The organism is Rhodanobacter thiooxydans LCS2, assembly GCF_000264375.1.
GTDB lineage: Bacteria > Pseudomonadota > Gammaproteobacteria > Xanthomonadales > Rhodanobacteraceae > Rhodanobacter > Rhodanobacter thiooxydans.
The window spans coordinates 1-25,262 of sequence record NZ_AJXW01000057.1 but is presented as its reverse complement, the minus strand read 5'-3'; the positions used below and the strand labels follow the sequence as shown (position 1 = coordinate 25,262).

Genomic DNA, 25,262 nt, shown 5'->3' with positions numbered 1-25,262 from the left:
CGCTCCTTGCGTTGCCTCAACTCGGGCATCGGGCAACCGCTCCCTGCATTGCCTCGACTCGGGTATCCATGCCTTCGCCATGCCCTCGCCATGGCCGGGCTTCGCGGTCGAAAAATTCATGGGCTCTCAGCGGTCGCGGAGGCGCAGCACCTGGCCGAGCTTGAGCTGGTCGTTCTTCAGGTGGTTCCACAGGCGCAGCTGGGCCACCTCGACCGAGTGCCGCTTGGCGATCGTCGACAGAGTGTCGCCCTTGGCCACCTTGTAGGTGGTCAGCGCGTGGCTGGCGTTGGCGTCGACCTTGCCGAAGTCCTTGCCCGCGCTGCGATCGAGCGAGGTGGCGCTGCCGCTCGCATGGTCCACGCTGGTGACGGTGACGTCGCTCACGCTGCCCTGGATCCGGCTCAGGCGGGCGTTGTCCTTCTCTTCGGCGCGGCGGCGTTCGACCGCCTGCCGGGCCGCCAGCGTATCGGGCGAGGTCGGCGCGATCGCGGCGCGTGCCGCGTAGGTGGCGCCCGGCGCCGACACCGGCGTGCCGCGGACCGGGCGCGCGCCCGCTTCGACCAGGATCCGGCTGCGCCGCGAGGTGTCCAGTGCCACCAGCGCCGCGCCATCCTGGTAGGGCAGCACCGCGTGCTTGCGCAGCGCGGCCTCGGCCGGCGCGGTCTGCATGAAGTCGATGAAGGCCTGCGCCTGGGCGGCCTTCGGGCTGCGCGGGTTGGTCACCAGGTACAGCGGGATGAACAGCGGGTAGCTGCCATCGGCGATGTTGGCGGCGGTGGCCGGCTTGCCGTCGATCGGGATCGCCTTGAGCTTCGGGTTGCCGCTGATGCTGGCCAGGGTGCTCACGCCCAGGCCGTTCGGGTTCAGCGCAATGCCTTCCTCCAGCTTGCGCGTGTTGACGTACAGCCGGGGCGCCGCCACCGGCTGGTTGCCGCGGCCGAACAGCAGCTCGCGCAGGCTGTATTCCACGCCGTCGCCGGGGCTGGCCACCGCGTAGACGTCGATCGGCGCATTGCTGCCGCCGACTTCGCTCCAGTTGTGGATGCGGCCGTAGTAGATGTCGTGTACCTGCTTAAGGCTGAGGCTGCGCACCGGGTTGGACGACTGGGTGACGATCACCAGCGCGTCCCACGCCACCGGGGTGAAGGTGAGGTTCGCGTTCTGCGCGCTGTTGTCGCTGGCGCGCGCGCTGCCGGCCAGGTCGGCGGTGCCGCCGGCCACCGCGTCGATGCCCGAGGCGGTGTTGAACGGCTGCAGCTCGATCCGTCCGTGGCCGCTCTTCTCCCACGCCTTGGCCACTTCGTTGACCACGCCGTTGGCGGTGGCCACGTCGCCGCGCCACACCAGGCTGCTCTTGACGGCGGCGCTGGCGTGCTGCGCCTTGGGCTTGCTCTTGGCGAACGCGGGAGTGGCGAGACAGGCCCCGATCAGGGCAACGGACAACAGGCGGGCAAGACGGACGGACATGATGGTGGGGAGCCCCGAGGTCATTTGGGTGTGGAGGGAGAGGCGCGAGTATGGCGCCTCGCGGGCGCACACTGGGTGAAGCGATACGCGTATTTCATCGGCCCGAATGCAGAACATCAAGCGCTTTTACCGCTTCGCGCGGCGGCACGGGCCCAAGCTGTGCACCGGGACACGGCCCGTGGGCGATCCCGGCCACGCTTTCGCCTGAATGGTTTTGGCCCAAGGATGCACTGAACGGGTCAGCGCATCCCTGGAAAGGTCTTCTTGCCCGTCATTCCTGCGAGGCGCGCAGAATCCAGCGCGTCGCTAGTTCACCACCACGTAGCGCGTGCCGTCGTCGTCGGCGACCACCAGCACCAGCTGGCGCGGTTTCACTCCGGCCAGCCCGCGCAGCATGTGCAGGCTGGTGATGCGCTGGCCGCCCACGCCGATCACCACGTCGCCGGCGCCCAACCCGGCGCGCGCCGCGCGGCTGCCCGGCTGTACCGCGCTGACCGCCGCGCCGTACCAGCCCTGATTGCGCTGGCCCTGGCTGAGTTCGCTGAAGCGCACGCCGGCCAGGCGCGGATCGAGTTGGCCGCCGTCGACGCTGGCCAGTTTCTCTTCGGTGAGCGTGGCGTTGACCTCGCGCAGCTTGCCGTCGCGCAGCACGCCCAGGCGCAGCGTGCTGCCCAGCGGCAGCAGGCCCTCGGCGTTGTTCAGCTCCTGCACGTTGTGCAGCGGCTTGCCGTTCAGCGTGGTCAGCACGTCGCCCGGCTGCAGGCCGGCGTGCGCGGCGGCCGAACCGTCGGTCACGCCGGTGACCACCACGCCGTTGCTGTCCTTCAGGCTCAGCAGGCGGGCGATGCGCGGGGTGATCGTCTGGGTCTGCACGCCCAGGCTGCCGCGCTGCACCTTGCCGTGCGCCAGCAACTGCGCCATCACCTCGCTGGTGAGGTTGCTGGGGATGGCGAAGCCGATGCCCACGTTGCCGCCGGACGGCGAGAAGATCATGGTGTTGATGCCGACCAGTTCGCCGCGCAGGTTGACCAGTGCGCCGCCGGAGTTGCCGGGGTTGATCGAGGCGTCGGTCTGGATGAAGTTCTGGTAGCCCGAGCTACCCAGCCCCGAGCGGCCAAGCGCCGAGACGATGCCGGCGGTAACCGTCTGGCCCAGGCCGAACGGGTCGCCCACCGCCACCACGTAGTCGCCCACCTGCAGCGCGGAGGAGTCGGCCAGCGGCAGCGCCTTGAGGTTCTGCGCCGGGATCTGCACCACCGCCACGTCGGTGGCCGGGTCGGTGCCCAGCAACTTGCCTTTGAACGTGCGCCCGTCCTGCAGCGTCACGCTGATGTCGTCGGCGCCGCCGACCACGTGGTTGTTGGTCAGCACGTAGCCCTTCGCCGCATCCACGATCACGCCCGAGCCCAGGCTCTGCTCGACCCGCTCGCGCGGCGTCGCCGGCAGGCCGAAGAACTGGCGCACCATCGGGTCGTCGAAATACGCATCGCGCACCTGCACCCGGGTGGTGGTGGAAATGTTCACCACCGCCGGCGTCACCCGCGTCAGCATCGGCGCCAGCGAAGGCATCGGCTGGCCGCCGACCGCCGCCGGCAGGGTGGCTGCGCGGCCGCTGGCCGGCACGCTACCGACGGCGACGACAGTCAGCATCAGCAGGCCGGTCAACCAGGTCATAAGGCGCGAAGGCAGCTGCAACATGGGGTCCTCCTGAAAGCGACGAAAGCGGCGCAGGTTCGACCGATGGGCGGCGCCACGGTTCCATGAGGCCGCCTGCACTCGCAGGCCTTTGACAACCGGCAGCGAGGAGGGTTAACTTGCCTACCCGATATCAACCACAACATCTTGTGTTAACGAGCTAGCGCTCAGACTAGCACTGGTGTCGACCGCCGTACTCTTGGGGGAGAGTCGCTGCTGTCGGAAATCAGCTGGCGCATGGGCCGGGGGCGTCCCCGCCGGCCCTTCAGGCGCCGCCCACGTGGCATGAGCAACAGTACCGCATCGAATAAAAAAACAACGCCGGCCGTGAGGTCGCAGCGAGAGGTCAGGAAGCCAATGAGCACAGTGCGTGCACCAGCCACCAGTTCAACCGCCGGCGCGAACCCAGGTTCGGGCGCGCCAGCCACCAACCGTGACGCCGCCGTGGAAATCCCGCTGCAGCCGGCGTCCTACGACATCTGGGACAAGAAGTACCGTCTGAAGGCGAAGTCCGGCGAGCCGGTGGACGCCACCATCGACGGGACCTACCAGCGCGTGGCGCGCGCGCTGTCCGAGGTGGAAGCCAGCGACGAGCTGCGCGGCCACTGGTACGAGAGGTTCCTGTGGGCGCTGCGCCGCGGCGCGATCCCGGCCGGCCGCATCACCTCCAACGCCGGCGCGCTGGCGCACAAGCCGGCCACCTCCACCATCAACTGCACCGTCTCCGGCACCATCCGCGACTCGATGGACGACATCCTGGAGAAGGTGCACGAGGCGGGCCTCACCCTGAAGGCCGGCTGCGGCATCGGTTACGAGTTCTCCACGCTGCGCCCGCGCGGCGCGTACGTGTCCGGCGCCGGCGCGTACACCTCCGGCCCGCTGTCGTTCATGGATATCTACGACAAGATGTGCTTCACCGTCTCCAGCGCCGGCGGCCGCCGCGGCGCGCAGATGGGCACGTTCGACATCAGCCACCCGGACGCCAAGGAATTCATCCGCGCCAAGCGCGAGGACGGCCGGCTGCGCCAGTTCAACTTGAGCCTGCTGATCACCGACGGCTTCATGCAGGCGGTCGAGCACGACCAGGACTGGCCGCTGGTGTTCCCGGTGCACGTGAAGGAGCAGGACGAGCTGGACCTCACCAACCCGGCCCAGGTGGTCTGGCGCGAATGGCCCACCCACGAGAACTACGTCGACCGCGAGGACGGCCTGGTCGCCTGCAAGATCTACGGCCACATCCGCGCGCGGCACCTGTGGGACATGATCATGGTCTCGACGTACGACTACGCCGAGCCCGGTTTCATCCTGATCGACAAGGTCAACGAGATGAACAACAACTGGTGGTGCGAGCACATCCGCGCCACCAACCCGTGTGTCACCGCCGACACCTGGGTGCAGACCGCCGAAGGCCCGCGTCAGGTTGGCGACCTGCTCGGCCACGGCTTCATGGCGCGCGTGGACGGTACCGATCACGCCACCGGCGCCGAGGGTTTCTTCCGCACCGCGACCAAGCCGGTGCTGGCGCTGCAGACCGAGGAAGGTCACCGCCTGCGCCTGACCGAAGACCACCGCGTGCGCCGCGTCTCGCGTATGACCCGCTGGAACGTCGAGACCGAATGGTGCGCCGCCGGCGCGCTGCAGCCGGGCGATCGCGTGCTGCTGAACGACCATCGCGCCAACGCGCAGTGGCCCGGCGCGCTGAGCGCGGAGCAGGGCTACCTGCTCGGCCTGCTGGTCGGTGACGGCACGCTCAAGCACGAAGCCGCCGTGCTGTCGGTGTGGCCGCAGGCTGCCGTCGTCAACGGCTCCGTGAACGACGGTGCTCGTGCCCTGATGGCCGAAGCCATGCGTTGCGCGCAAACCCTGCCGCATCGCGCCGATTTCGCCGGCTGGTCGGAAGTGGCCGGTCGCGGCGAATACCGCATGAAGTCCGCCGCGCTGCGCGACCTCGCCTTCGATTTCGGCATGGACATCGGCAGCAAGGCGATCACTCCGGCGCTGGAGCAGGCCTCGAGCGAGGCCTACCGCGGCTTCCTGCGCGGTTTCTTCGATGCCGACGGCTCGGTGCAAGGCAGCCAGGCCAAGGGCGTGTCCGTGCGTCTGGCGCAGTCGGACCTGCCACGGCTGGAAGCGGTACAGCGCATGCTGCTGCGTTTGGGCATGCCGTCGCGCATCTACCGCAACCGCCGCGGCGCCGGCGACAGCCGGTTGCCGGACGGCCATGGCGGCACGCAGGCATACGCCACCCAGGCCCAGCACGAACTGGTCGTCGCCGGTGAGTCGCTGCAACGTTTCGCCGAGCTGATCGGCTTCGCCGACAGCGACAAGGCCATGCGCCTCAAGGCCGCCCTGTCCGGTTACAGGCGCACCCTCAACCGAGCACGCTTCGTCGCCACCGTCGAATCGCTGCGGGCCGACGGCGTCGAGGACGTCTACGACGTGCAGGTGCCGGGCATCAACACCTTCGACGGCAACGGCCTGCACGCGCACAACTGCGGTGAGCAGCCGCTGCCGCCGTACGGTTCGTGCCTGCTCGGCTCGGTCAACCTGACCACCTTCGTGCGCGACCCGTTCGGCCCCAAGGCGCGCTTCGACTGGGACGAATACCGCGAAGTGGTCAAGGTGTTCACCCGCATGCTCGACAACGTGGTCGAGATCAACGGCCTGCCGCTGGAACAGCAGCGCAACGAGATCATGGGCAAGCGCCGCCACGGCATGGGCTTCCTCGGCCTGGGCTCCACGATGACCATGCTGAAGCTGCGCTACGGCTCGGCCGACGCGGTCGCCTTCACCGAGGAGGTGTCGCGCGAGATGGCGGTGGCCGGCTGGGAAGTCGCGCTGGAGCTGGCCAAGGAAAAGGGCGCCGCGCCGATCCTGCTGCGCGACTACACCGTCACCGGCGACATGCTGCGCAAGCGCCCGGAAATGGCGCAGGACGGCTGGAAGGTCGGCGACAGCATCCCCGGCCGCGTGCTGCACGCGAAGTACAGCCGCTACATGCAGCGCGTCGCCACGGTGGCGCCGAACCTGGTCGGGCAGCTGGCCGAGACCGGCGCGCGCTTCACCCACCACTCGTCGATCGCGCCCACCGGCACCATCTCGCTCAGCCTGGCCAACAACGCCAGCAACGGCATCGAGCCCAGCTTCGCCCACAGCTATTCGCGCAACGTGATCCGCGAAGGCAGGAAGACCAAGGAAAAGATCGAGGTGCTCAGCTACGAGCTGCTGGCCTATCGCGCGCTGATCAACGCCGACGCCAAGATCTCCGGCGACGAGCCGGCCAACAAGCTGCCGGATTACTTCGTTGCCGCCGACGACATCAGCCCGAAGCAGCACGTGGACATCCAGGCGGCCGCGCAGCTGTGGATCGACTCGTCGATCTCCAAGACCGCGAATGTGCCCACCGACTACCCCTACGAGGACTTCAAGGACATCTACTTCTACGCCTACAAGCAGGGCCTGAAGGGATGCACCACCTTCCGCTTCAACCCCGCCGCGTTCCAGGGCGTGCTGGTCAAGGAAGCGGACCTTGAAAGCACCCTCTACCGCTTCGAGCTGGAAGACGGTAGCGTTGTCGAACTGAAAGGCAATGAGCAGGTGGAGTACGACGGCGAAATGCACTCCGCCGCCAACCTCTTCGATGCCTTGAAGGAAGGCTACTACGGCAAGTTCTGAACCGCCGTCCCTGCAGCCGCGGGCGGCAACTCAAAGCGGTCCACCGGAGGGGAACACCAGCATGTCCATCGATAACGAAGTTGAAGTGAACGGCACCACCATCACACCGGCCGCCGCCGAGGCGCCCGCCGTCGTCCTGCCGGTTCTGCCGGAAGTGCCGCCGGCCGCGCCGGTGGCCGCACCTGCACCGGCGAAGAAGAAGCCGGCGGCGAAGAGGAAGGCTGCACCGAAGAAGGCCGCCGCCAAGAAGAAGGCAGCACCGAAGAAGGCTGCGGCCAAGAAGAAGGCAGCGCCCAAGAAGGCCGCAGCGAAAAAGGCCGCGCCGAAGAAGGCTGCCGCCAAGAAAGCCGTGAAGAAGGCGGCGAAGAAGGTCGCCAAGAAAGCGGCGGTGAAGAAGACGGCGAAGAAAGCCGCGGCCAAGAAAGCCGTCAAGAAGCCCGCCGCCAAAAAGGCGGTGAAGAAAGCCGCGAAGAAAGTCGCCAAGGTGGCTCGCAAGAAGCCCGCCAAGGCAACCCGGAAGGTCAGCAGCAAGAAGACGGCCAGCAAGAAGGCCGCACCGAAGAAGGCGGCAGCGAAGAAGTCCGCCAGCAGGAAAGCCGTCGCCAAGACGGCCAAGAGGTCCACTGCCAGCAAGAAGGCGGGCACCCGGTCGGCAGCGCGCAAGCCTGCCGCCAGGAAGGCCGCCGCAAAACGGAAGTAAGCGACACCCGCATCCGGCCCGGCCGCTGCGCCGGGCCGGATGACCTTCGCCGCACGCCGCGTCCACTCCGGCATCAACACCCATAAATAGAAGAAGCGAACACCATGGCGATCAAGATCGAAAAGAAGATCACCGGCTACAACGTGGTCAAACCCGAAGACAAGGTTGCCGCCGCCCCGGTCACCGCCGCCGCGCCGAAAGAGGCGCCGACGGCTGAAGTGATCCAGATGCACGAAAGCGTGGAGCGCCCCGAGACCCTGGTCGGCTCCACCTTCAAGATCAAGTCGCCGCTGTTCGAGCACGCGCTGTACGTCACCATCAACGACATCGTGCTCAACGCCGGCACCAAGTACGAACAGCGCCGTCCGTTCGAGATCTTCATCAACTCGAAGAACATGGACCACTTCCAGTGGATCGTGGCGCTCACCCGCATCCTCTCCGCCGTGTTCCGCAAGGGCGGCGATGTCGCCTTCATCGTGGAAGAGCTGAAGGCCGTGTTCGACCCCCGCGGCGGCTACTTCAAGGCCGGCGGCATCTACATGCCCAGCATCGTCGCCGAGATCGGCGGCGTGATCGAACAACACATGAAGAACATCGGCCTGATCCACGATCCGGAGATGGACGAGGCCACGCGCAAGCTGATCGCCGAGAAGCGCGCCGCCTACGAGGCGCTCGGCGCAAAAAAAAACTCTGAAGTGAGCGCAACGGCCGCGGCACCAGGCGAAGCCGCATCCTCCGAGACACTCACTTTTCCCGCCGGCTCGATGATGTGCGACAAGTGCAACACCAAGGCGCTGGTGTTGATGGACAACTGCCAGACTTGTTTGAATTGCGGGTATTCGAAGTGTGGGTGAGGTATGGTTGAGAATGTGGTGGTGGAGGGGCGGCATATGCCGCCCTTTTTTTGCTGGGCCGATTCAAACTCCGTGTGCAACACCTCGATAGATCGCCCCCATCATGGCTTGGTGACCAAGGTGGTGGGGAATGGGGCTGTCAACGGCGCGACAGCGCTTGCGTAGCCGTTGACAGGCCCATTCCCCACCCAATCATGGGCTTGGCCATGATGGGGGTGTTGCATGTGGACCTTGAAACCGCCCTTCTTGGCATACGCGCCATCATGATCTACAGTAAGTTTCCGCAAGGAATTGCGACGATTTCAGGGGATTGATATGAATTGGATTGGTACGGTTGGACTTGCATTGCTTGTAATCCTCGGTTCTGGTTGTGTTCAAAACACGACGAAGCCCGTGACTACTCGCAATAGCGAGCTAACGCATGGCAACGTACAGCTGAATGTGAAGGTCGGGCAGACATCCAAAGCTGACGTTTTGGAGCGTTTTGGCGCGCCAAACATCACCACCGTAGATGGGTCTGGTCAAGAGGTTTGGTCCTACCAACGCCAAGCGACTGTCACTCAGTCCAGTTCTAGTGATAACTACTGGACTGTGATCCTTGCAGGGGGGAGTAATTCTGCCGCGGGCTTCGAGCAGACGCAGCGAACCATGACCTTAATCATTAAGTTCGGAAAGGATGATCTGGTTTCTGATTTTAGAAGCCGATCGAGTGAGTTTTGACACGCATGGAGAAACAGGGGATGAAAAAAATTATTGTTGCGGGTTGCCTTGCAATGGCAACCTTGTCTGGTTGCGCAACCTCGCCCAAGTCAGCACCAACTTCATTACAGGTTCAGTCTTTCCAGACGAAAGAATTTGAAACAACTAAAACGATCGTCTTTGGGTCGGTTTTGAGCGTATTCCAAGACCTAGGATACATCGTTCAGAGTGCCGATAAGGATACTGGATTTATAACTGCCGCCAGCCCAACTTCCAACAAGACAGGTTTTTGGCAAGCGATGGCTGGTGTGGCATCCAGCGGGCAGACAAAAGCCACGGCATTTGTTGAGGAGATTCGGCCAGGAAACGTCCGCGTACGTTTGAATTTCGTCAATACGCGCAGCAATTCAAGCTCGTACGGCCAGAATCAAACTCAGGACGTCCCCATTTTGGATCCGAAAGCCTATCAGGTGGCGTTCGAAAAAATTGATGATGCTGTTTTTGTCAGGAAAGGCACCACAGCCACTAGCCAGAACTAAGTCAAAAAAACCGAAAGCTGGGGCCGGAGTGCGCTTTCTATGTAAAGTCGACTCTGGCCCGTTTTTTTGAAGCACTGCAAGGGCTATCGTCTGAGCTCTGGAGAAGGTGGGAGAAGGTGTCGAGAAGAGAAAAAAGGTGTCCGATACGATACGATAACGGGGTCAGGTTCACTTATATAGCTCTCAGAAGTGAGCCTGGCCCCTTTTCGCTTGGAACAATTCCTGTTTGGCCCGTCGTATCGGCGCCAGCCTGTCGTTGGCTCGCTTCACCGCGTGGTGCAGGGGTTCGTGGGCTGTCGCGCAGGCGATCGCATCGAACAACTGCCACGTCAGTTTCACCTGATAATAATAATAATAACGGGGTCGGGTTCACTTATCTAGCTCTTAGAAGTAGACCTGACCCTGAGGTCTCTCCACGAATCTTCCCATTCAATCAAGAACTTGCACGTGGGAGGAAGGTGCCAGGGACAATTTCCGTAGTGGTTTATTTAGAATTTCCTACTGCGCCTTTCGATTATGCTTTTACTCCCAGTGAATCTTAGTGCGTAAACTTTATGAAGAAACCTTCCAACCCACTGGATGAGATCGGTGCCACTGTTATTGGTGGAGTGCTCGACGCAGCGCGCACTCTCATTATAACTGGCCCCGTCGCAATACTTACGATTGGGGCGGGCCTCTACCTTTTTGCAGCCCATTGGAAGCTGGTGGCTGCCGCGGTCGTGCTAGTTTTATTACTTGCCGCTGTGCTCTTTTGGTACGAAGGGCCCAAGGAAAAAACTTATCGAGAGCCTCACAGCCTGATTAGCGTAGAGTTCCGCACGGAGGGGAAGGAACATCCTGACCCAGTATCGAAAAAGGAAAGAAGAGCTATAGATCTAGTTGGCAGCGAAGTTCGCTCGAATGAAAGGCGAGCCAGAAGAGAGGCTGAGACAGCAAGTGCAGATCATGCAAAGAAGGCAAACAGTCGACTTGCACCTTTTTTCTATTTGCCAGTGGTACGCCCATCAGCTGGCCGTGAGCTCTTTGCCTATACCGATGCCTGGTTGACGCTGGCCGGTCTTTTTGAAGGCGGTAGTATTAAGAAAAATTTGGCGTTTGAAGTTGCGAGAATGGCTGCAATCAACTACCACCTAAAACTGGCGAATTTCGGTTTGTTGGGGGACCGCGGAGAGCTTCTCTCACTGACCGATAAAGGCGTGGCTTTCTTCAAGTCAAGGCGCCGTGTTGGACAAAAAAACTTCGCACAACCTGGTGATGTAAAGGGGTGGATCCAATTCTTTACTAGTGGTAGCGGGCCAAAGGCGGCCTGAAAGATAAAGAGATAACGGGGTCAGATAACGGGGTCTATGAGATAACGGGGTCAGGTTCACTTATCCAGCTCTAGGAAGTGAACCTGACGCTGCTTTTGACTAGTTTTTGCTGGAGTATGTGATGCGTCTTTTTATTTTGGGTTTAGCCGCCTTCAGCCTTGCCGCTTGTGGACCGTCCCCTGAGGAGGTCGAACACCAAGCGCGCATTCAAAAAGATCGTGAGATGTCTGCGTTGATTGACAAGGCAAAACAAGCGATTTCGTCTCAAATGATAGATCCAGGCTCAGTTCAGTGGCAGGATGTCCAAGTCATTCCAGCTGACCTGAATCCTGCCAAGACCGTGGCTGTCTGCGGCAAGTTCAATGCGAAAAATGGTTTCGGAGCCTACAGCGGCTTTGAGTTATTTGCGGTCGCCATGACGCCGGAGGTTCAGCCACACTTTCTGCCCTCTGCTAAATCGCGGAGAGCCGTAGATTTGGCAGGTCTCACCAGCGTCGCGGGGAGCGCGGAAAAAATGGAGGACCGGATCCAGGCACTTGGGGAGCTAGGCGAAGCGGCGTCTCAAGCGACCGATGAGTTCATGGAGATTGAGAAGATGAGGGCGCTGTGCACCATCGACGAAGAGGTTGTGCAGAGAATAATGAGCAGAAAGTGATAAAGAGAGTCACGATTTTGCTGCTGTGATCAATAAAGCAATAGAGGGGACGGAGGTAATTAAATCAGAATAATTACCTTCACCCCTTTGATTCGAACTTATCCCCGTGCTAAAGCGCGTTATTACGAATGTCGGATGAATCATGAACCCGAACGAAGCCTTCCACCGGACAACGGGGTCGGACAACGGGGTCAGGTTCACTTATCTAACTCTCAGAAGTGAACATGACCCCCGTTCTTTTTCAGTCAGTTCGCCTGCATCAGCGTCCACTGCTGATTGGGGCCGCCATGGCAGGGGTACTGGATGAGTCCAGTGCCTTTCGTGGTCGAGGAGTTGGGTACGTCGAGACATTGGCCGCTGTGCTGGTTGATCAGTTCGTAGCCGCTACCCTGGATCTTGCGCTGCCACTGTTGCTCGGCCCCGCCCGTGCAGGTCGCCTGGACCACGGCAGCGCGGAGGGAGGTCGAGGCATTCGCGACGGCCGCGCACAACCCGCTCAGCACGTTCTTGATGGTCCATGAGCCGCTGACACCCTGCGTAAACACCCACTTCTGGTTGTTGTAGCCGCTTTTCGGATACTGGATCAGCTGCGTATTGCTGGTGGTCGAACTCCGCGGATCGTCCACGACCAGGCCCGAGTTGACGTTCTTCACCCAGTACGCCACGCCGACGGGCGCATTGACGGTGAGGTTGATGGTGCTGTTGTGGACGAGCGAGCCGGCGACAGCGGTCACGGTGACCGTTGCACTGCCGACCGCGGCCGAGGGTCCCGCGGACAGCGTCAGCGTGGAAGTGACGCTTCCGCTGCTCGAAGGCATCAGCGACGCGGGCGAGAACGTCGCCGTCACCCCGCTCGGCAGTCCGGAGGCGGACAGGGTGACCGCTGAATTGAAGCCGCTGGAGCCGGAGACGGTGACCGTGCTGGCGGCTTGCGCCCCCTGACTCACACCGACCGACGTCGGCGACGTGAGTACGCCGAAGTCGGGCGCACTCGTAGTCGTGCTCCAGACATCGGTGATCGGTGTGGCGGCGGAGGCATTGCCGAGCGGAGCCAGGCCATACATGTCTTCCAGCGTCCGCAGCACCCGGTAATGATCGATCCGCTCCGCATAGGCGCCCGCGTTGATGTTCGCGCCGACGAACAGCGTGATGATCTGGTTCGCTTCGGCGAGGCTGTCGTTCTCGTCCCAGGTCAGAATCAGCAGGCTGTTATGGGTCTTGGCCCAGTTGACGTAGGCGCCGATGTGGGTGCTCAACCAGTTGTCGCCGGTGGTTATGGAGCAGTCGTGCATGTCGTTGCACAGGTTCGGAATCACGAACGACAGCGTCGGCAATTGGGTGAAGTCGCTCGGGAATGCGGTGTAGGGTAGGTTGGTCGACGGCGAAAGGTTGCTGAAATTCACCCAGGGGTTGTGCCGGCGGACGTATCCGGACAAGCCATACCCGCAGCCGCTGTAGCCGATCGACGGCATGGTCTCCGAGTAGCCGGCAAAGGTGTGGCCAGCGGCAATCAGCTGGTTGCCGAGATTGTCCGTGCCGAAGGTGTGCGGGCAGCTGTCGTCGGTGATGCCCTGGGCGGATCCGGAAAACAGGGCCACGTAGTTCGGCTGGCTCGGGTGCGTTACCGCATAGGCCTGGGTGAAGTTGGCGCCACTGGAAAGCAGCGAGTTGATGTACGGCGCGTCGACGGTGTTGCCGACGATGCTGCTCCTGCTGGCGTTCTCCATGACGACGATGACGACGTGGTCGTAACGGGGAATCATGCCGCTGGTTGCCGCCGTGGCGGACAGGGAAGAAAACTGCCCCTTGTGATCCGGCGTAGTGGTGGTGGACCGCGTGGGAGTGTTCACCGCGCCGTTCAACGCTTGATACCCGCTGGGTTTGGCGTCGAAGGCGTGTGCATTGCCAACGGTAGCGACGGCTACGACAGCGAGCATTGTCAAGGGAAGATACCTGGTTAGGCGACATGCTTTCATGACGGTGACTTTCTCGAAATTGGATGGAATTTGGGATGCACGCGTTTGCGTGCTGAAAGCACGAGTTGGTCTGCCCTGGTGGAACTCATGAAACAGCTGGGGCACGCCTGGTCGGATTGAGCCGCGTCATGCCGCATGACCAAGCTTGAGCTCGCCGCTCGCGGCGCATCGAATACAAAAACGCGCACATCCATCGGGCGAACGTTAGAGCGATGTCCGAACCGGGCTATCGCTCCTCGACCCAAGTAAACTCCATCGAGCGCACTTCACCCATCCCCGAAAGGGCGTGGATGCCAGGAACTGTGACGAGATCCGCAGGATGCCTGCACCGTGCGGGCATTCGGCCGACATGCGCTGCGGCGCGTTCTGGTGTAGGCAGGAGTGGAAGCGACCTGAACATCGTCGGGGACGCGCATCGCTCCAGTCCCCGCTGATGTTCGGGTTGACCGGGCAGACATCTTCCTGTCATCGCCACGCCCGGAAAACCGGGTAACGCGGAACGCACTTCCCGAGCGGTGGCCTCGGCGGGGTTCTTGGAACTCGGCGGTGCACCCCTCACAGGGCGTGAACCTTGAGCCGAGTCGTACAATGGCAATACCGGGCATCCGTCAGTGTGATCCATGTCCAGCGACGCCATGAAGCCAAGAAAACTCCCTTCGCACTACGGCAGGTACGTTACGCCGCTGATCCTGACATTCCTGATGACCTTCGCGGTCGCTGGGATCAGTACGTGGATCGCCGTGGAATCGCTGGGTGTGTTTTTCCTGAAGAGCTGGATGAAATCCTGGATGGTGTCGTGGGCGATGGCATTTCCGGCAATGGTGATGTTGATGCCGGTGACCCAGCGCATCGTCGCGCTGATCGTGCGCAAGGATCAGGAAGATCGATAACGGGGCCAACTCAAACTGACCCTGCTCAGTTGGCTATTTCAAGGCCGGCGGCGTCTACATGCCCGGCATCGTTGCCGAGATTGGCTCGGTGGTGGGGCAGCGCATGCACATGAAGAACATCGGACTGATCCACGACCCGGAGATGGATGAGACGCCCCGCAAGCTGATCGCCGAGAAGCGCACGGCCTGTGAGGCGCTGGGCGCAAAAAAAAAGTTGATGCCGGCGTAACTGCCGAGTCGACCAGCGCCGAGACGCTGACCTTTCCGCCCGGCTCGATGATGTGCGACAAGTACAACACCAAGGCGCTGGCGCTGATGGGTAACTGCCAGGCCCGCTTGAATTGCGGGGCCGCCCTGAAGCCATCAATAGTCAAGGCCCATGCCCAAGCATGGCGCCTTGGCATAAATGACCCATTTGGACCATTTTGGGTACTATGGGCCACGGCTGACGTAGGAGATCTCCCATGTCCTTTGCCACAAAATCCGATGCGATCGATGCATTGCCGAAGACCCCGGCGTCCGACATGAAGAAGCTTGGCTGGCGCGGCGTGATGCGCGATGTCCAGAGGAGCGGACGCGTCGTAGTGACCAATCATAATGCGCCTGAAGCGGTCATCCTGTCGGCGCAGGAGTACGAGACGATCGTCCAGGCCTTGGACAAAGCCAGGGGCAGGGATCAGGCGACACTGGGGGCCCTGCGGGAGCGCTTCGATGAGCGGCTGAAGGCACTGAAGGCGCCGGGAGCGGCGGCCGGCTAACGGGGTCAGGTTCACTTCCTGGCTAAAGTGAACCTGACTCCGTTCGACTGGAGGGCTTCGCCGCCGGTCAGGACAATGGCCAGTTCGCGGCGGTAGGAATCGGCCGTGACAGCAAGCACACGGTGGCAATCGTGTCCAAACCGTGTGCTGCGATCAGCCGGCAGGTCAACGGGGGCGTTGTGCGCTACTCCGGCGTGCTACGGCTAACGGGGTCCGGCTACGGCTAACGGGGTCAGGTTCACTTCCTGGCTAAAGTGAACCTGAGCCCGTTCGACTGCTGTGTTGTCCATGATGTGCGCTGCGCTGACCAGCTCTGCGTCGCTGCAGCTGAAGTTGCCGCACCAGTAGGCCCGAGAGAGTGGGTCATCCATGTCGATATGTTCGTCCATGGCTGCCACGTTCCCGCAGCTTGGCCGTCGCGGATATCAGCGGCTGGATCGGCGTTCTGTAGGCACTTGCAACCGATGGGGTCGGGCATTGCCGCGCTCAACCAAAATCGGTTGGAAGAGGACGGAAGAGGACGAGCTGGCATCTTCTAGCAGTTCACCGCTTTCCCTGCTCGGGCACTTGGCCGCTTCCGATCAGCGTTTGCCCCTGCTCCGCCCTTTGAAATCAGCAATCAGCTGCGCAAGTTCGTCATCTTCGGCATAGAAGTAGGCCACCGGTAGTTTGAGGACCGCTGCAAGGCGCTGCAGGGTCTGCAGGTCGGGCTGGTGTACACCTGTTTCGTAGCGGTTGACGCGGGTGCTGGCGACGAATTCGTCCAAGCCGGCCTTGATGCCCAAGGTGCGTTGTGAGATGTCGAGGGCTTCGCGTGCTTCACGCAGCCGCCGACTATACACGGGGAGCGGACCCTTCTCAGCCACGGGCGCATGTGTCTTGAGCTTCCATGCAGGGAAGCTTCCGGATACATGTGCAAATGCGATACTACGTTAAACGTAGTAATCTTTCGACCAGGTAAGAAGCTCCACTGAGATGTTCCGTGGCGCGTCAAGTCAAGTGGGCATGATGACCGCCGGAGATAGCCGCCGATCGCATGGTGGCCTTACTTCTCAAGCACGTCGCTTACGCATGGGGCACGAGTCAAGAGCCAGGAGGATGGCGAGGACCTGCTCCCGTCGGGGATCTACTTTCCCTTCAACTTTCTCTCGATCGCCTCTTTCAGCTGGACCGGCTTGTCGCTGCGCGAAGCCTCCGCGATCAGTCGCGCTTCCTCGTCGTCCTCGATGTAGAAGTATTTCAAAGGCAGTGCCAAGGCCTTGGCAAACAATTTCTGCAGCCCAAGTTTCACCTCGTGCTTGCCAGTCTCGTAGTGGCTGACGCGGCTGCCTGCAACGGACTGATCAAGTCTCGCCGCTATCCCCAGCTGTGTTTGAGAGAAGCCATAGATCTTCCGTGCCTCGCGTAGGCGACGACCGTAGATGGTTGCCGGGCACTTCTCGGTCATAAGCGCATATCAGTTCCGATATGCAGCAGCTTCCCGGCGGGTGCTTGACAGCGATACTACGTAAAACGTAGTGTTAACAAAGCTACGTTTATCGTAGTCACGGGGCTTTTTGCCGGTGAGTCGGCGCAAACGTAATCCAGCCGGAACCGGTGAGGGGTGAAGACAAAGACATGGCGGCTTAGCCGGCGGCAGGCTTGTACGCGCTGAGAAGCGCGATCCGAGCCTGTGAACAAGTAGCAGCTGGCAACGCGCCAATCAGGGGAAAGCAAGGGACGCAGCATGAAGACACGCACGCTACGCAACGCCATTTCCATCGCCTTGCTCGTGGCTGCCTCCGGCACCTGCGAGTGGGCCATGGCCCAGGACTCCACGAAGGACACGACCGCGCAGGGCAGGGCGCCGGTGGCCGAGGCACCGGCCAAGACGCAACCAAAAAAACCGGCCGACAAGCCTGCGGCACCAGCGGCAACCGAATTGCAGACCGTAACCGTCACCGGCACGCGCATCCGCGGCGGCACCACGCCCTCGCCGGTCATCACCATCGGCAGCGAGCAGATCCGGCAGGAAGGCTTCACCGATCTCGGCGAGGTCATCCGCAGCGTGCCGCAGAACTTCGGTGGAGGGCAGAACCCCGGTGTTGTCGTTGGGGCGACAGCCGGGGCAGGGGGTATTGCAAACCAGAACATCACCGGGGGCTCGTCGCTGAATCTGCGCGGGCTGGGGCCGGATGCAACCCTCACGCTACTCAATGGACGGCGCCTTTCCTATGGGGGCTTCGTGCAGGCGGTGGACATCAGCGCAATCCCTATGGAGGCGGTCGATCGGATCGAGATCGTCCCGGACGGGGCTTCGGCCATCTATGGCTCGGACGCGGTTGGCGGTGTGGGCAACGTCATCCTCAAGCGGGATTACGAGGGGGCCAAGGTCGGGGTGCGCTATGGCGGCGCGACAGACGGCGGATTGGCCACACGGGAATACACCGCCACCGGCGGTGCCCTCTGGTCCAGCGGTGGGCTGCTTGCCACCTTTCAGGACACCTCGACCGATCCGATCTATGCGCGCCAGCGTGATTACACCGACTACATGTTCGATCCCAATACGCTCTATCCGCAGAGCAAGCTGCGCAGCGGGCTGATCAGCGCACACCAGTCGTTCGGGGAGTCCGTGGAATTTCGGCTGGATGCACTGAGGACCACCCGTTCGCAGGACATGTATCCCTGGAATTCGGGCCTGGCCCCTTACTACTTTCATGTGAACACTAAGACGAAGACCTCTCTGGTCGCACCGACCTTGGAGATCTCACTGGCCGGCGACTGGACGCTGTCGATGGGGGGAAGCTGGGGCAGGGACGAGAACATCCCGCGACTGTCGACCGTGGACATCGCCTCATCCACGCCACAGACCTTCGTCCTTAACTGCTACTGCAACCGCGCGCGCTCCTGGGAGGCCGGTGCGGAAGGGCCGCTGATGGCCATGCCGGGTGGCGATGCCCGCCTTGCAGTCGGTGCCGGCTACAGGAAGAACGAGTACGACCAACACGACCTGCTGCTTGGCGTCGACACCACACGGGGTGAGGAGAGCAGTCGGTTTGCCTATGCGGAGCTGGGCGTGCCCTTGGTCGGATCGGCACAAGGGATCAGCGGCATTCACCGCCTGGACCTGACGGCTGCGGTGCGGGGGGAGGACTACAGCAGCTTTGGCCGCGTCGCCACGCCCAAAGTGGGCGTGATCTATGGTCCCAGTGCGGACTTCACCCTGAAGGCTTCATGGGGCAAGTCCTTCAAGGCGCCGACGCTGCTCCAACGATTCCAGGCCAAGTCGGCCGTGTTGGACCCCGAAAGCTACTACGGTGGGTCGACTGGCGGGCCCAATGCCGCAGCGCTGGAGCTCTCTGGCGGCAATCCGGACTTGGACGCAGAGCGCGCTACCACCAAGAGCATTTCCCTGGCGTTCCACCCGGAATCGCTCGAGGGGCTGGAGGCGGAGCTGACCTGGTTCGATGTCGATTACACCAGCCGGGTGGTGCAGCCGATCACTGACTACAGTCGTGCGATCGGCAATCCGGACTATGTTCGGTTCATCGACTACGCGCCGACGCCGCAGGCGACCCAGAACGCGATCGACTCTTCGGCCGCGTTCTACAACTACACAGGCCTCCCATACGACCCGAATAACGTCGTGGCCATCCTGTACAACCAGTACGTCAACATTGCCAGCCAACGCGTCAAGGGCTTGGACCTGAGTGCGTCCAATCGCTTCGACCTCGGTGCCGGCAGGCTCACGGTGCGTGGTTCTGCAACCTGGAGCGATAGCACGCAGCAGAACTCGGCCATACAGGCGCCTTACGACGTGGCCGGAACCCTCTTCAACCCTGCCAGGGTCAACGCCCGGGCCGGCGCAGTGTGGAACCAGGGCGGATTTTCAGCCTCCACCTTCGCCAACTACAGAAGCGGTGTGACGGACCGGGTGAGCGGCCGCAAGACGGCGTCGTTCACGACGTTCGATGCCACGTTTCGCTACGTCACCAGTCAATCGACAAGTGCCCTGTCAGGCATCGAGGTGGCGCTGTCCGCGCAGAACCTGCTGAATCGAGCGCCGCCGTCCTACGTGGTTCTTTCGCCGTATCAGCCGCCGTACGACTCGACCAACTATTCGGCGATCGGTCGATTCGCGAGCTTGTCCGTGTCCAAGCGGTGGTGACAGGTCTTTGTGTCCCGCAGTGCGGGCGGGGCCGAGTGTCGGAAGGAATTTGCCACCGCTTTTTCCGGTGGCGTCGACCAAACTATGAGGTAGTCATGAGCGGGAGAATTGCTGCAGGGACCGTGCGTGCGCTGGCGTGCGCGGGATTGCTGGGTTTGCTTTTCCATGTTCCCTATGGAGTCGCTGCGACCGTCCGCCAGCTTGTCGAGGTCATCGACATCAAAAACGTATCGATTTCACCGGATGGGCGACTGGTGGCTTTCAGGACGGAGCAGGCCTCGATCGAGCAGAACACGTATGGGACGGTCTGGTATGTACAGGCTGTCGATGGAGCATCACCACCGCGACGCCTGGCCGATGGTGGCGAGATGCTGCCGGACGGGGGCGGGTCGTCCAAGCCGCAGCTACCGACATGGTCGCCCGACGGAAAGTGGATCTTCTTCCGTGCGGTCCACGAAGGACGGATTGAAGTCTGGCGCGCGGCGGTGGACGGTTCGCGCACCGAGCAGCTCACGCACGGGAGCGCAAACGTGCGTGCTTTCTCACTGAATCCCGACGGTTCGGTGCTCTATTACAGCGTCGGGGCCACACGCCAAGCGGTCGTCGACGCCGAGCTTGCCGAGTATGACCGGGGTGTCCACATCGATCGGACCGTGATGCTCGGAGAAGCGTTGTTCCGATCGGGATTCCAGGACGGGCGCCTGGCGACACAACGTCTCAGTAGCGGTGTGCGTCTACCGTTACTGTCCGATGTGCCTGACCACTGGAAGGCGTTGAATCTTTCCACTGGCGTCACGACCGAGCTGGCATCGGGTCAACATCCCGCGTCCACGGTGAAGATGGCCGATCTGCCAGACATTGACGGCGCGATTTCGCTGATTGCGGAGGATCGCAGGACTGGAAGGATTGCGATGCTTACAGGTCAGCCCTCAGTCGTTGGTCAGCCTCAAGTCGTTCTGGCCATGCTACCCAGCAGAAAATCTCATCGGTTGGTCAAATGCACGGCCGAGCCATGCACGGGCAAGCAGATCACCCACATCGTCTGGCGCCCGGGAAGCGACGAGGTCCTCTTTACCGTCTCCGAGCGTGATAGTGAGTTGCAGGAGTCGATCTTTCGCTGGAACGCCGTCACCGGCGATGTGCATCCGGTGGTCCGCTCGCGTGGTCAGATCACAGGAGGTGGGCGCTGGGGGCCGGAGCCATGCGCAGCCTCGGCCTCGGCCCTGGTGTGCGTCGCTGCCGAAGCAGATGTGCCACCGAGGCTGGAACGTATCGATCTGGAGTCGGGAAGTCGGACGGTTCTCTTCGCTCCCAACCAGACGCTCGCGCAGGACATGAAGGAGTTTGTACGCGTTCGATTCGTCGCCTGGGCCGATGCACAGGGCAGGCGTTACACCGGGCAGTTCTATCCTTCGGCCGCGAGAGGCGGCAGGCCGCCACCCCTATTCGTCGTCTACTACCGGTGTACGGGCTTTCTGCGCGGCAGCGTGGGGGACGAGTGGCCCCTTGCCACCTTTGCAAGGAGCGGTATCGCGGCACTCTGTATCAATGCCGCGCCCTTAGCGGATGATGCGGTCGCTCGTTATCAGCAAGGGCTGTCGTCGGTCGAGGGGGCGGTGAAGCTGCTGGCGAGGCAGGGCGCCATTGATTCGACCCGCGTTGGCATGGGCGGGTTGAGCTTCGGGTCTGAGGTCACCGTATGGACTGCGATGCACTCCGATTTGCTTCGAGCCATATCGGTGAGCTCTCCAGTGGTCACCCCGATGGGTAGCCTGATGATGAGTTTGGGCGGGGAGGAGGAGCACACGCGTATGGGTCGCTATTGGCAGCTCGGTACCCTTGAGGAAACGCCGGATCACTGGCGGCAGCTCTCGCCGACCTACCATGTCGAGCGGATGCGTGCTCCCGTCCTGATGCAGATGCCCGAACAGGAATTCAGGTACTCACTGGACTTTATAGTGCCCTTGATTCGAAGGCACCGTGCAGATGTATACGTATTCCCCCATGAGCAGCATCAGAAGTCGCAACCTCGGCACAAGCTGGCTGTCTATCAGCGAAATCTGGACTGGTTCCGGTTCTGGCTGCTCGGCGAGGAGGATGCGGACCCGGAAAAGGTCGGCCAGTACGCCACCTGGCGACAGATGCGCCAAAATCTCCCTGCTGTGCAGCCGCACTAGCGCTGTCTTTAGGGGTATTGGGACTGCTGCCGTACCCAGTTCTCCAAGGCGCACAGCTGGAACAGTCGCATGAAAGAGTTGTCGTCCCGGACTTGCTCGCGTTCCTCCAGTCGGCGCAATGCGTCGGCGTCCACAAGGCCATGCGCTTGCAGTTGGCCGTCGGCGAGGAAGTCGGTGATCTCATGCTTCCTTCTTCGATGGAGTGCGCCTAGGTAGGCAGTGAGCGTGCCCTTGCTTTTCCTTGCGATGATTTTCTGTGGAAGCAGATCCGAGAACGCCTGCCTGGCAACAGCGCGGTTCTGGCCGTTATGGAACCACATCCAGCTCGGAACACGTAGGCACGTCTCGATGACTGGCTGCGACAGAAGCGGCATCCTGATCGGCTTGACGAAGCTGCGCAGACCAGTGTCCTTGTAAGCCTGTGCCGCGCTGAGGTCAGCGATGCGTTGCCTGTCTCCGGGAAGAGCTTGGGGCGGGTGTATCAACCAGGGATGCAAATCTGGTTCCGGGGCGCGCAACTGCGTAGAAACCATAGAGAGGTCCGCCTTGTATTGCTGGGTGTTGCGTAGCATTTTGCACAGCGCAAAGCGGCCCACTTTCCAATAGGTACATTGATGAAACGTGGAGAGGTCGACTATGGAGCGCAGGCCGGTACTAACTCCTGCCGCCATGAAGGCGTCGGCTGCAGGTGCAGCGCTGGTTAGGTAGCCAAATACGGCGTCTCCACCAGCGCCGGAGAAGAAGCTGTTCGCTTCGCAGCGCGCCGCCGATGACTGCAGGAGGCGGTCCACGGCATATTGAAGTGGTCCTACGGATGGTGAGACAAGCTCCTGAGGCAGCGGGAAATCGAATGCCGCGTCGTCGAATCCAAGTTCGGTCTCGAGCAGTTCTACGCCCAGCATGCTGGCAACCGCCGCCGCATATTCACGCTCATCGGCGCCCGGTACCGGTGCCATCATCGTGGTGTAGCTCACTCTTGCACTCGAGCGTTTCAGGCAAGCCCCAATGATCGAGGAGTCCAGCCCGCCTGAGAGCTCGAGGAGAGTCAACTGGTCGAGATCGGCCAGTGACTTGACGACCGTCTCTACGCTGCTCCGTATTGCAGACCCGGCTTCGTTACGATCCTCGTAGCGCATATCCGGGCGGACGAAGTTCCATGGATCCCAGTGGATGGCCAAGCTGGTGCTGACATCGCATAGGTGCAGAGTGAGACCTGGGAGTAGCTCGCTGATTCCCGACAGCGCCGTTCGACTCGTCTTCAGGTTCGGGTAGATCAGGCGATGCGCGATGGACTCATAGTCGACGCGCCGCTGGTAAAGACCTGCACGGATCCCAAGCGTGACATCGGAAGTGACGAAGCTACCGCTTACATTCAGCGTGTAGAGGCATGGAAGCTCGCACGCATGGGATGGGCTCCGCGTCACTGTGAGTGCGCGCTGGTCCCCTGGTACCGGTTGTACAAGAATGTAATCGCCCCAACAGTTCGACAGGATGTAATCGCGGACTGCGGAAACGGAAGACAGCGTGGGAAGCAGGCCTGCTCCAACGATCCGCTGACCATCGCGAAAGTAAAGGTCACCGATGATCAATCCGCCTCGCGACATGTCAATGACGGGCGTGTCGACCGATGCAAGGACGCTTGAGGCGCCGGCCTGCCATCTCGGTCGCAGGCCGCTCGACTTCAGGCGCATAGCCGGCTCGGAGTACTCCGCCTGTCCTGCCTGGACTCTCCAATCGACGAGCACGAGATAGGCGTACCGCATCAAAGCACCCGGATGGGCGAGTAGATCCTGACGTTCCCCAGCGCGTCGTTCAGTACCATATCTCCCGCCTGCACCCAGCAGTGAGCCGAAAATGGATCGCCGGTGACACCAACTATGACGTTGACGCGCATGCGCCGTCTCTTGAGGAATTTAGCCATTGCAAGGGAATCAAGGAGACAGCGCGTACCGACGGGTACGAGTTTTCTCGCTTCCAGAAAATCATGCGCGGCGGCCAACAACTTCCCCTGATCGCTTCCGGTAGCCGCCATTCCTAGCTTGTCGTCAGGCCTGAGTCCTCGCTCGACAGTCCCTTTGATTCCAATTGTTTTCAGCTGAATCTGTGTCCAGCTAACCGTGATGAAAACTTCGATCAGGATCCTGGCGCCGCATGAAGCATGGGATAGTGGAAGTTCCAGCGCGCTCAGCTGCGGCGCCCGTATCGGTTCGCGTGGACTCCTCGAACGAGCCGATAGATTCGTAAGGATCTTTCGCTCGACAAGCAGTGCAATATCGTTTTCTTCGCAGGCGTTGCCGAGCCAGTTCATGAAGATACGCTCCATGCTGCCAGATAATCTGAAGTAACGATCGCTGCCCATATCCAGGAAAATTGGGTGGCCATCGACTAGGCAGAATGAGAGGTCGTCGTGTAGCCAATAGCTGGTCATCATCACTTCCTTGGGGCCAGTTGCGAGGCGCACCTCACGGTGCGCCTCGCGTTTGTTACTCGGTGATTCCCGGAGTGGCGGCGTGGCCCATGAACTCATTGCCGATGGGCAATACTCCTTTGGTCTCGACACTGGCGACGCTGAGCTCGATGACATCGTCCTGCGCGTTGCTGCGGATGTTCTCGTTCGTGTCCATCTCAGTCTCCTGCGATTGCGTCATGGCAGTCCCATGACGAGGGCAGCGTAGGAGGCGGAAATCTTGATTTTCAAATGATTATTGCGTTGTCATCCTTTAATTATTTCGGCAGCATGATGGTCGTCCCACAATGCCGGACCCCAGCTTCGATGCTTCTTCGGCCGAAGCGAGCTAGTGAAGGCGGTCGCTGCGCTCGCTGAGCAAGGCCACGATGCACGGGACGAGCTGCTTGCGGCGCTCGTGATAGTCGCGCAGCGCGGACTTCACGGCGGGCATGTCGCGTCTCTGCCAGTGCCGGTTCAACTGTGAAAGCTCTTCGCCTGTGTGCTCGAGCAATTCCTGTTTGGCCCGTCGTATCGGTGCCAGCCGGTCGTTGGCTCGCTTCACCGCATGGTGCAGGGGTTCGTGGGCTGTCGCGCGGGCGATCGCATCGAACAGCTGCCACGTCAGCTTCACCAGATCGCCTTCGGCGGTCACGGACTCCGGTTTTTCGACCTTCTGGAATGTCGGCACCTCGCCGATATCGCATGCCATCAGCAACAGCCGCTCCATCCAGTCGTAGAGGTTGCGCAATGCGACTTCATTGAGTAACGGCACGTGCAGTCCGTCGCGGGCGTAGTCGGCGACCATGCCTTCGCCGACCATGCGGTACAGCGCGAATCGAACCGGTGTGGGGCTGGTATTGAATTCTGCGGCGAGCCGGGCCGGATCGATCCGCTGCCCAGGTGCGTAGCGTCCCGACTGCAGGGCGCGCCTGACCTGTCCGTACACGAATGCACTCTTGGAATCCATCCGGAGGACCTCCGGACCCGCTTTTAGCACGAAAGTTATTGCATCACAACGCAGGATGTTGCGTGCCGAAACCCGGGTCACCATTTCGCCGCTGGAGTCGATAGGCACGCGATTGTTCTTCCCCAGCAGTGTCGAGGGGGTAGATACCCGTCTTGTCCGTGGCCAGCCGCTAACGGGGCCAGATTCGAATGGTGCTTGCTTAAGCCTCGTTCGTCCCTGGATCAAGTTCGGGGCAGGCTGTGAGCGTAGGCCGAAGGCCGAAGTCGAAGGACACGCCGGCAATTGGGGGCGGCCCTCACCTGGC

The 25,262-nt window shown here is 61.7% G+C and carries 21 protein-coding genes; 12 read left to right on the top strand and 9 right to left on the bottom strand.

What is annotated here, in order from left to right; translation table 11 throughout:
• Positions 1–126 precede the first annotated feature (126 nt).
• Both UUA_RS12090 and UUA_RS12085 read right to left on the bottom strand, forming a co-directional pair.
• The gene (locus UUA_RS12090) at positions 127–1,467 is read right to left on the bottom strand and encodes a LysM peptidoglycan-binding domain-containing protein (RefSeq protein ID WP_008437234.1); all 1,341 of its coding nucleotides are present in this window, start codon (positions 1,465–1,467) and stop codon (positions 127–129) included.
• Positions 1,468–1,773: 306 nt separating this feature from the next.
• Entirely contained in the window at positions 1,774–3,165 is a 1,392-nt protein-coding gene (locus tag UUA_RS12085; RefSeq protein ID WP_008437233.1) for a DegQ family serine endoprotease, read from the bottom strand.
• Between the two features lie 354 nt (positions 3,166–3,519).
• On the opposite strand from UUA_RS12085, the gene UUA_RS12080 reads away from it, so the two are divergent.
• The 7 genes from UUA_RS12080 (at position 3,520) to UUA_RS12065 (ending at position 11,594) form a co-directional block, all read left to right on the top strand.
• Positions 3,520–6,837 (top strand): LAGLIDADG family homing endonuclease, encoded by a 3,318-nt coding sequence (locus UUA_RS12080; RefSeq protein ID WP_008437232.1) that lies wholly within the window; start codon positions 3,520–3,522, stop codon positions 6,835–6,837.
• A 61-nt stretch (positions 6,838–6,898) separates the two neighbouring features.
• Positions 6,899–7,537 (top strand): hypothetical protein, encoded by a 639-nt coding sequence (locus UUA_RS20310; protein WP_081491557.1) that lies wholly within the window; start codon positions 6,899–6,901, stop codon positions 7,535–7,537.
• Positions 7,538–7,641: 104 nt separating this feature from the next.
• Positions 7,642–8,391, top strand: coding sequence for a TSCPD domain-containing protein (locus UUA_RS12070; protein ID WP_008437230.1), 750 nt, complete (start codon positions 7,642–7,644; stop codon positions 8,389–8,391).
• 315 nt (positions 8,392–8,706) lie between these two features.
• The gene (locus tag UUA_RS18910) at positions 8,707–9,111 is read left to right on the top strand and encodes a hypothetical protein (RefSeq protein WP_081491556.1); all 405 of its coding nucleotides are present in this window, start codon (positions 8,707–8,709) and stop codon (positions 9,109–9,111) included.
• A gap of 20 nt (positions 9,112–9,131) precedes the next feature.
• A complete protein-coding gene (locus tag UUA_RS18905; protein ID WP_081491558.1) occupies positions 9,132–9,629 on the top strand; it encodes a hypothetical protein in 498 nt (165 codons plus the stop codon).
• Between the two features lie 554 nt (positions 9,630–10,183).
• Positions 10,184–10,939 (top strand): hypothetical protein, encoded by a 756-nt coding sequence (locus UUA_RS19375; RefSeq protein ID WP_155943271.1) that lies wholly within the window; start codon positions 10,184–10,186, stop codon positions 10,937–10,939.
• Positions 10,940–11,060: 121 nt separating this feature from the next.
• Positions 11,061–11,594 carry a hypothetical protein gene (locus UUA_RS12065; RefSeq protein ID WP_008437229.1) on the top strand — a complete coding sequence of 178 codons (534 nt, stop codon included), beginning with the start codon at positions 11,061–11,063 and terminating at the stop codon, positions 11,592–11,594.
• A gap of 245 nt (positions 11,595–11,839) precedes the next feature.
• Here the strand turns inward: UUA_RS12065 and UUA_RS19635 are convergent, their stop codons facing one another.
• Positions 11,840–13,531, bottom strand: a complete 1,692-nt coding sequence (locus UUA_RS19635) for an alkaline phosphatase family protein (protein ID WP_082827203.1) — start codon at positions 13,529–13,531, stop codon at positions 11,840–11,842.
• A 659-nt stretch (positions 13,532–14,190) separates the two neighbouring features.
• Here UUA_RS19635 and UUA_RS12055 point away from each other — a divergent pair.
• The 3 genes from UUA_RS12055 (at position 14,191) to UUA_RS12045 (ending at position 15,218) form a co-directional block, all read left to right on the top strand.
• Positions 14,191–14,460, top strand: a complete 270-nt coding sequence (locus UUA_RS12055; protein WP_008437226.1) for a DUF2798 domain-containing protein — start codon at positions 14,191–14,193, stop codon at positions 14,458–14,460.
• 58 nt (positions 14,461–14,518) lie between these two features.
• Positions 14,519–14,689, top strand: a complete 171-nt coding sequence (locus UUA_RS20305; RefSeq protein ID WP_008437225.1) for a hypothetical protein — start codon at positions 14,519–14,521, stop codon at positions 14,687–14,689.
• Between the two features lie 235 nt (positions 14,690–14,924).
• Positions 14,925–15,218 (top strand): type II toxin-antitoxin system prevent-host-death family antitoxin, encoded by a 294-nt coding sequence (locus UUA_RS12045; protein ID WP_008437224.1) that lies wholly within the window; start codon positions 14,925–14,927, stop codon positions 15,216–15,218.
• A gap of 581 nt (positions 15,219–15,799) precedes the next feature.
• Here UUA_RS12045 and UUA_RS12035 read toward each other — a convergent pair.
• Positions 15,800–16,084, bottom strand: a complete 285-nt coding sequence (locus UUA_RS12035) for a helix-turn-helix domain-containing protein (RefSeq protein ID WP_039953928.1) — start codon at positions 16,082–16,084, stop codon at positions 15,800–15,802.
• 260 nt (positions 16,085–16,344) lie between these two features.
• Entirely contained in the window at positions 16,345–16,665 is a 321-nt protein-coding gene (locus tag UUA_RS12030) for a helix-turn-helix domain-containing protein (RefSeq protein ID WP_008437221.1), read from the bottom strand.
• A gap of 279 nt (positions 16,666–16,944) precedes the next feature.
• Here UUA_RS12030 and UUA_RS12025 point away from each other — a divergent pair, with 279 nt between their 5' ends.
• Both UUA_RS12025 and UUA_RS12020 read left to right on the top strand, forming a co-directional pair.
• Positions 16,945–19,365, top strand: coding sequence for a TonB-dependent receptor plug domain-containing protein (locus tag UUA_RS12025; RefSeq protein WP_008437220.1), 2,421 nt, complete (start codon positions 16,945–16,947; stop codon positions 19,363–19,365).
• Between the two features lie 95 nt (positions 19,366–19,460).
• Entirely contained in the window at positions 19,461–21,542 is a 2,082-nt protein-coding gene (locus UUA_RS12020) for an Atxe2 family lasso peptide isopeptidase (protein WP_008437217.1), read from the top strand.
• 8 nt (positions 21,543–21,550) lie between these two features.
• Here the strand turns inward: UUA_RS12020 and UUA_RS12015 are convergent, their stop codons facing one another.
• The 4 genes from UUA_RS12015 to UUA_RS12005 form a co-directional block, all read right to left on the bottom strand.
• On the bottom strand, positions 21,551–23,305 hold the full coding sequence (locus tag UUA_RS12015; protein WP_039953927.1) for an asparagine synthase-related protein: 1,755 nt from the start codon (positions 23,303–23,305) through the stop codon (positions 21,551–21,553).
• The gene (locus UUA_RS12010; protein WP_008437215.1) at positions 23,305–23,973 is read right to left on the bottom strand and encodes a lasso peptide biosynthesis B2 protein; all 669 of its coding nucleotides are present in this window, start codon (positions 23,971–23,973) and stop codon (positions 23,305–23,307) included. The genes UUA_RS12015 and UUA_RS12010 overlap by 1 nt, the downstream gene beginning before the upstream one ends.
• A 52-nt stretch (positions 23,974–24,025) precedes the next feature.
• Positions 24,026–24,166 (bottom strand): hypothetical protein, encoded by a 141-nt coding sequence (locus tag UUA_RS19815; RefSeq protein ID WP_167316983.1) that lies wholly within the window; start codon positions 24,164–24,166, stop codon positions 24,026–24,028.
• Between the two features lie 171 nt (positions 24,167–24,337).
• Positions 24,338–24,958 (bottom strand): GntR family transcriptional regulator, encoded by a 621-nt coding sequence (locus tag UUA_RS12005; protein ID WP_008437214.1) that lies wholly within the window; start codon positions 24,956–24,958, stop codon positions 24,338–24,340.
• Positions 24,959–25,262 lie beyond the last annotated feature (304 nt).

Excerpts from the sequence above, each read along its gene's own strand:
- UUA_RS12090 (WP_008437234.1), bottom strand. The coding sequence starts at position 1,467 with ATGTCCGTCCGTCTTGCCCGCCTGTTGTCCGTTGCCCTGATCGGGGCC.
- UUA_RS12085 (WP_008437233.1), bottom strand. The coding sequence starts at position 3,165 with ATGTTGCAGCTGCCTTCGCGCCTTATGACCTGGTTGACCGGCCTGCTG.
- UUA_RS12080 (WP_008437232.1), top strand. The coding sequence starts at position 3,520 with ATGAGCACAGTGCGTGCACCAGCCACCAGTTCAACCGCCGGCGCGAAC.
- UUA_RS20310 (WP_081491557.1), top strand. The coding sequence starts at position 6,899 with ATGTCCATCGATAACGAAGTTGAAGTGAACGGCACCACCATCACACCG.
- UUA_RS12070 (WP_008437230.1), top strand. The coding sequence starts at position 7,642 with ATGGCGATCAAGATCGAAAAGAAGATCACCGGCTACAACGTGGTCAAA.
- UUA_RS18910 (WP_081491556.1), top strand. The coding sequence starts at position 8,707 with ATGAATTGGATTGGTACGGTTGGACTTGCATTGCTTGTAATCCTCGGT.
- UUA_RS18905 (WP_081491558.1), top strand. The coding sequence starts at position 9,132 with ATGAAAAAAATTATTGTTGCGGGTTGCCTTGCAATGGCAACCTTGTCT.
- UUA_RS19375 (WP_155943271.1), top strand. The coding sequence starts at position 10,184 with ATGAAGAAACCTTCCAACCCACTGGATGAGATCGGTGCCACTGTTATT.
- UUA_RS12065 (WP_008437229.1), top strand. The coding sequence starts at position 11,061 with ATGCGTCTTTTTATTTTGGGTTTAGCCGCCTTCAGCCTTGCCGCTTGT.
- UUA_RS19635 (WP_082827203.1), bottom strand. The coding sequence starts at position 13,531 with ATGCTCGCTGTCGTAGCCGTCGCTACCGTTGGCAATGCACACGCCTTC.
- UUA_RS12055 (WP_008437226.1), top strand. The coding sequence starts at position 14,191 with ATGTCCAGCGACGCCATGAAGCCAAGAAAACTCCCTTCGCACTACGGC.
- UUA_RS20305 (WP_008437225.1), top strand. The coding sequence starts at position 14,519 with ATGCCCGGCATCGTTGCCGAGATTGGCTCGGTGGTGGGGCAGCGCATG.
- UUA_RS12045 (WP_008437224.1), top strand. The coding sequence starts at position 14,925 with ATGTCCTTTGCCACAAAATCCGATGCGATCGATGCATTGCCGAAGACC.
- UUA_RS12030 (WP_008437221.1), bottom strand. The coding sequence starts at position 16,665 with ATGACCGAGAAGTGCCCGGCAACCATCTACGGTCGTCGCCTACGCGAG.
- UUA_RS12025 (WP_008437220.1), top strand. The coding sequence starts at position 16,945 with ATGAAGACACGCACGCTACGCAACGCCATTTCCATCGCCTTGCTCGTG.
- UUA_RS12020 (WP_008437217.1), top strand. The coding sequence starts at position 19,461 with ATGAGCGGGAGAATTGCTGCAGGGACCGTGCGTGCGCTGGCGTGCGCG.
- UUA_RS12015 (WP_039953927.1), bottom strand. The coding sequence starts at position 23,305 with ATGCGGTACGCCTATCTCGTGCTCGTCGATTGGAGAGTCCAGGCAGGA.
- UUA_RS12010 (WP_008437215.1), bottom strand. The coding sequence starts at position 23,973 with ATGATGACCAGCTATTGGCTACACGACGACCTCTCATTCTGCCTAGTC.
- UUA_RS19815 (WP_167316983.1), bottom strand. The coding sequence starts at position 24,166 with ATGGACACGAACGAGAACATCCGCAGCAACGCGCAGGACGATGTCATC.
- UUA_RS12005 (WP_008437214.1), bottom strand. The coding sequence starts at position 24,958 with ATGGATTCCAAGAGTGCATTCGTGTACGGACAGGTCAGGCGCGCCCTG.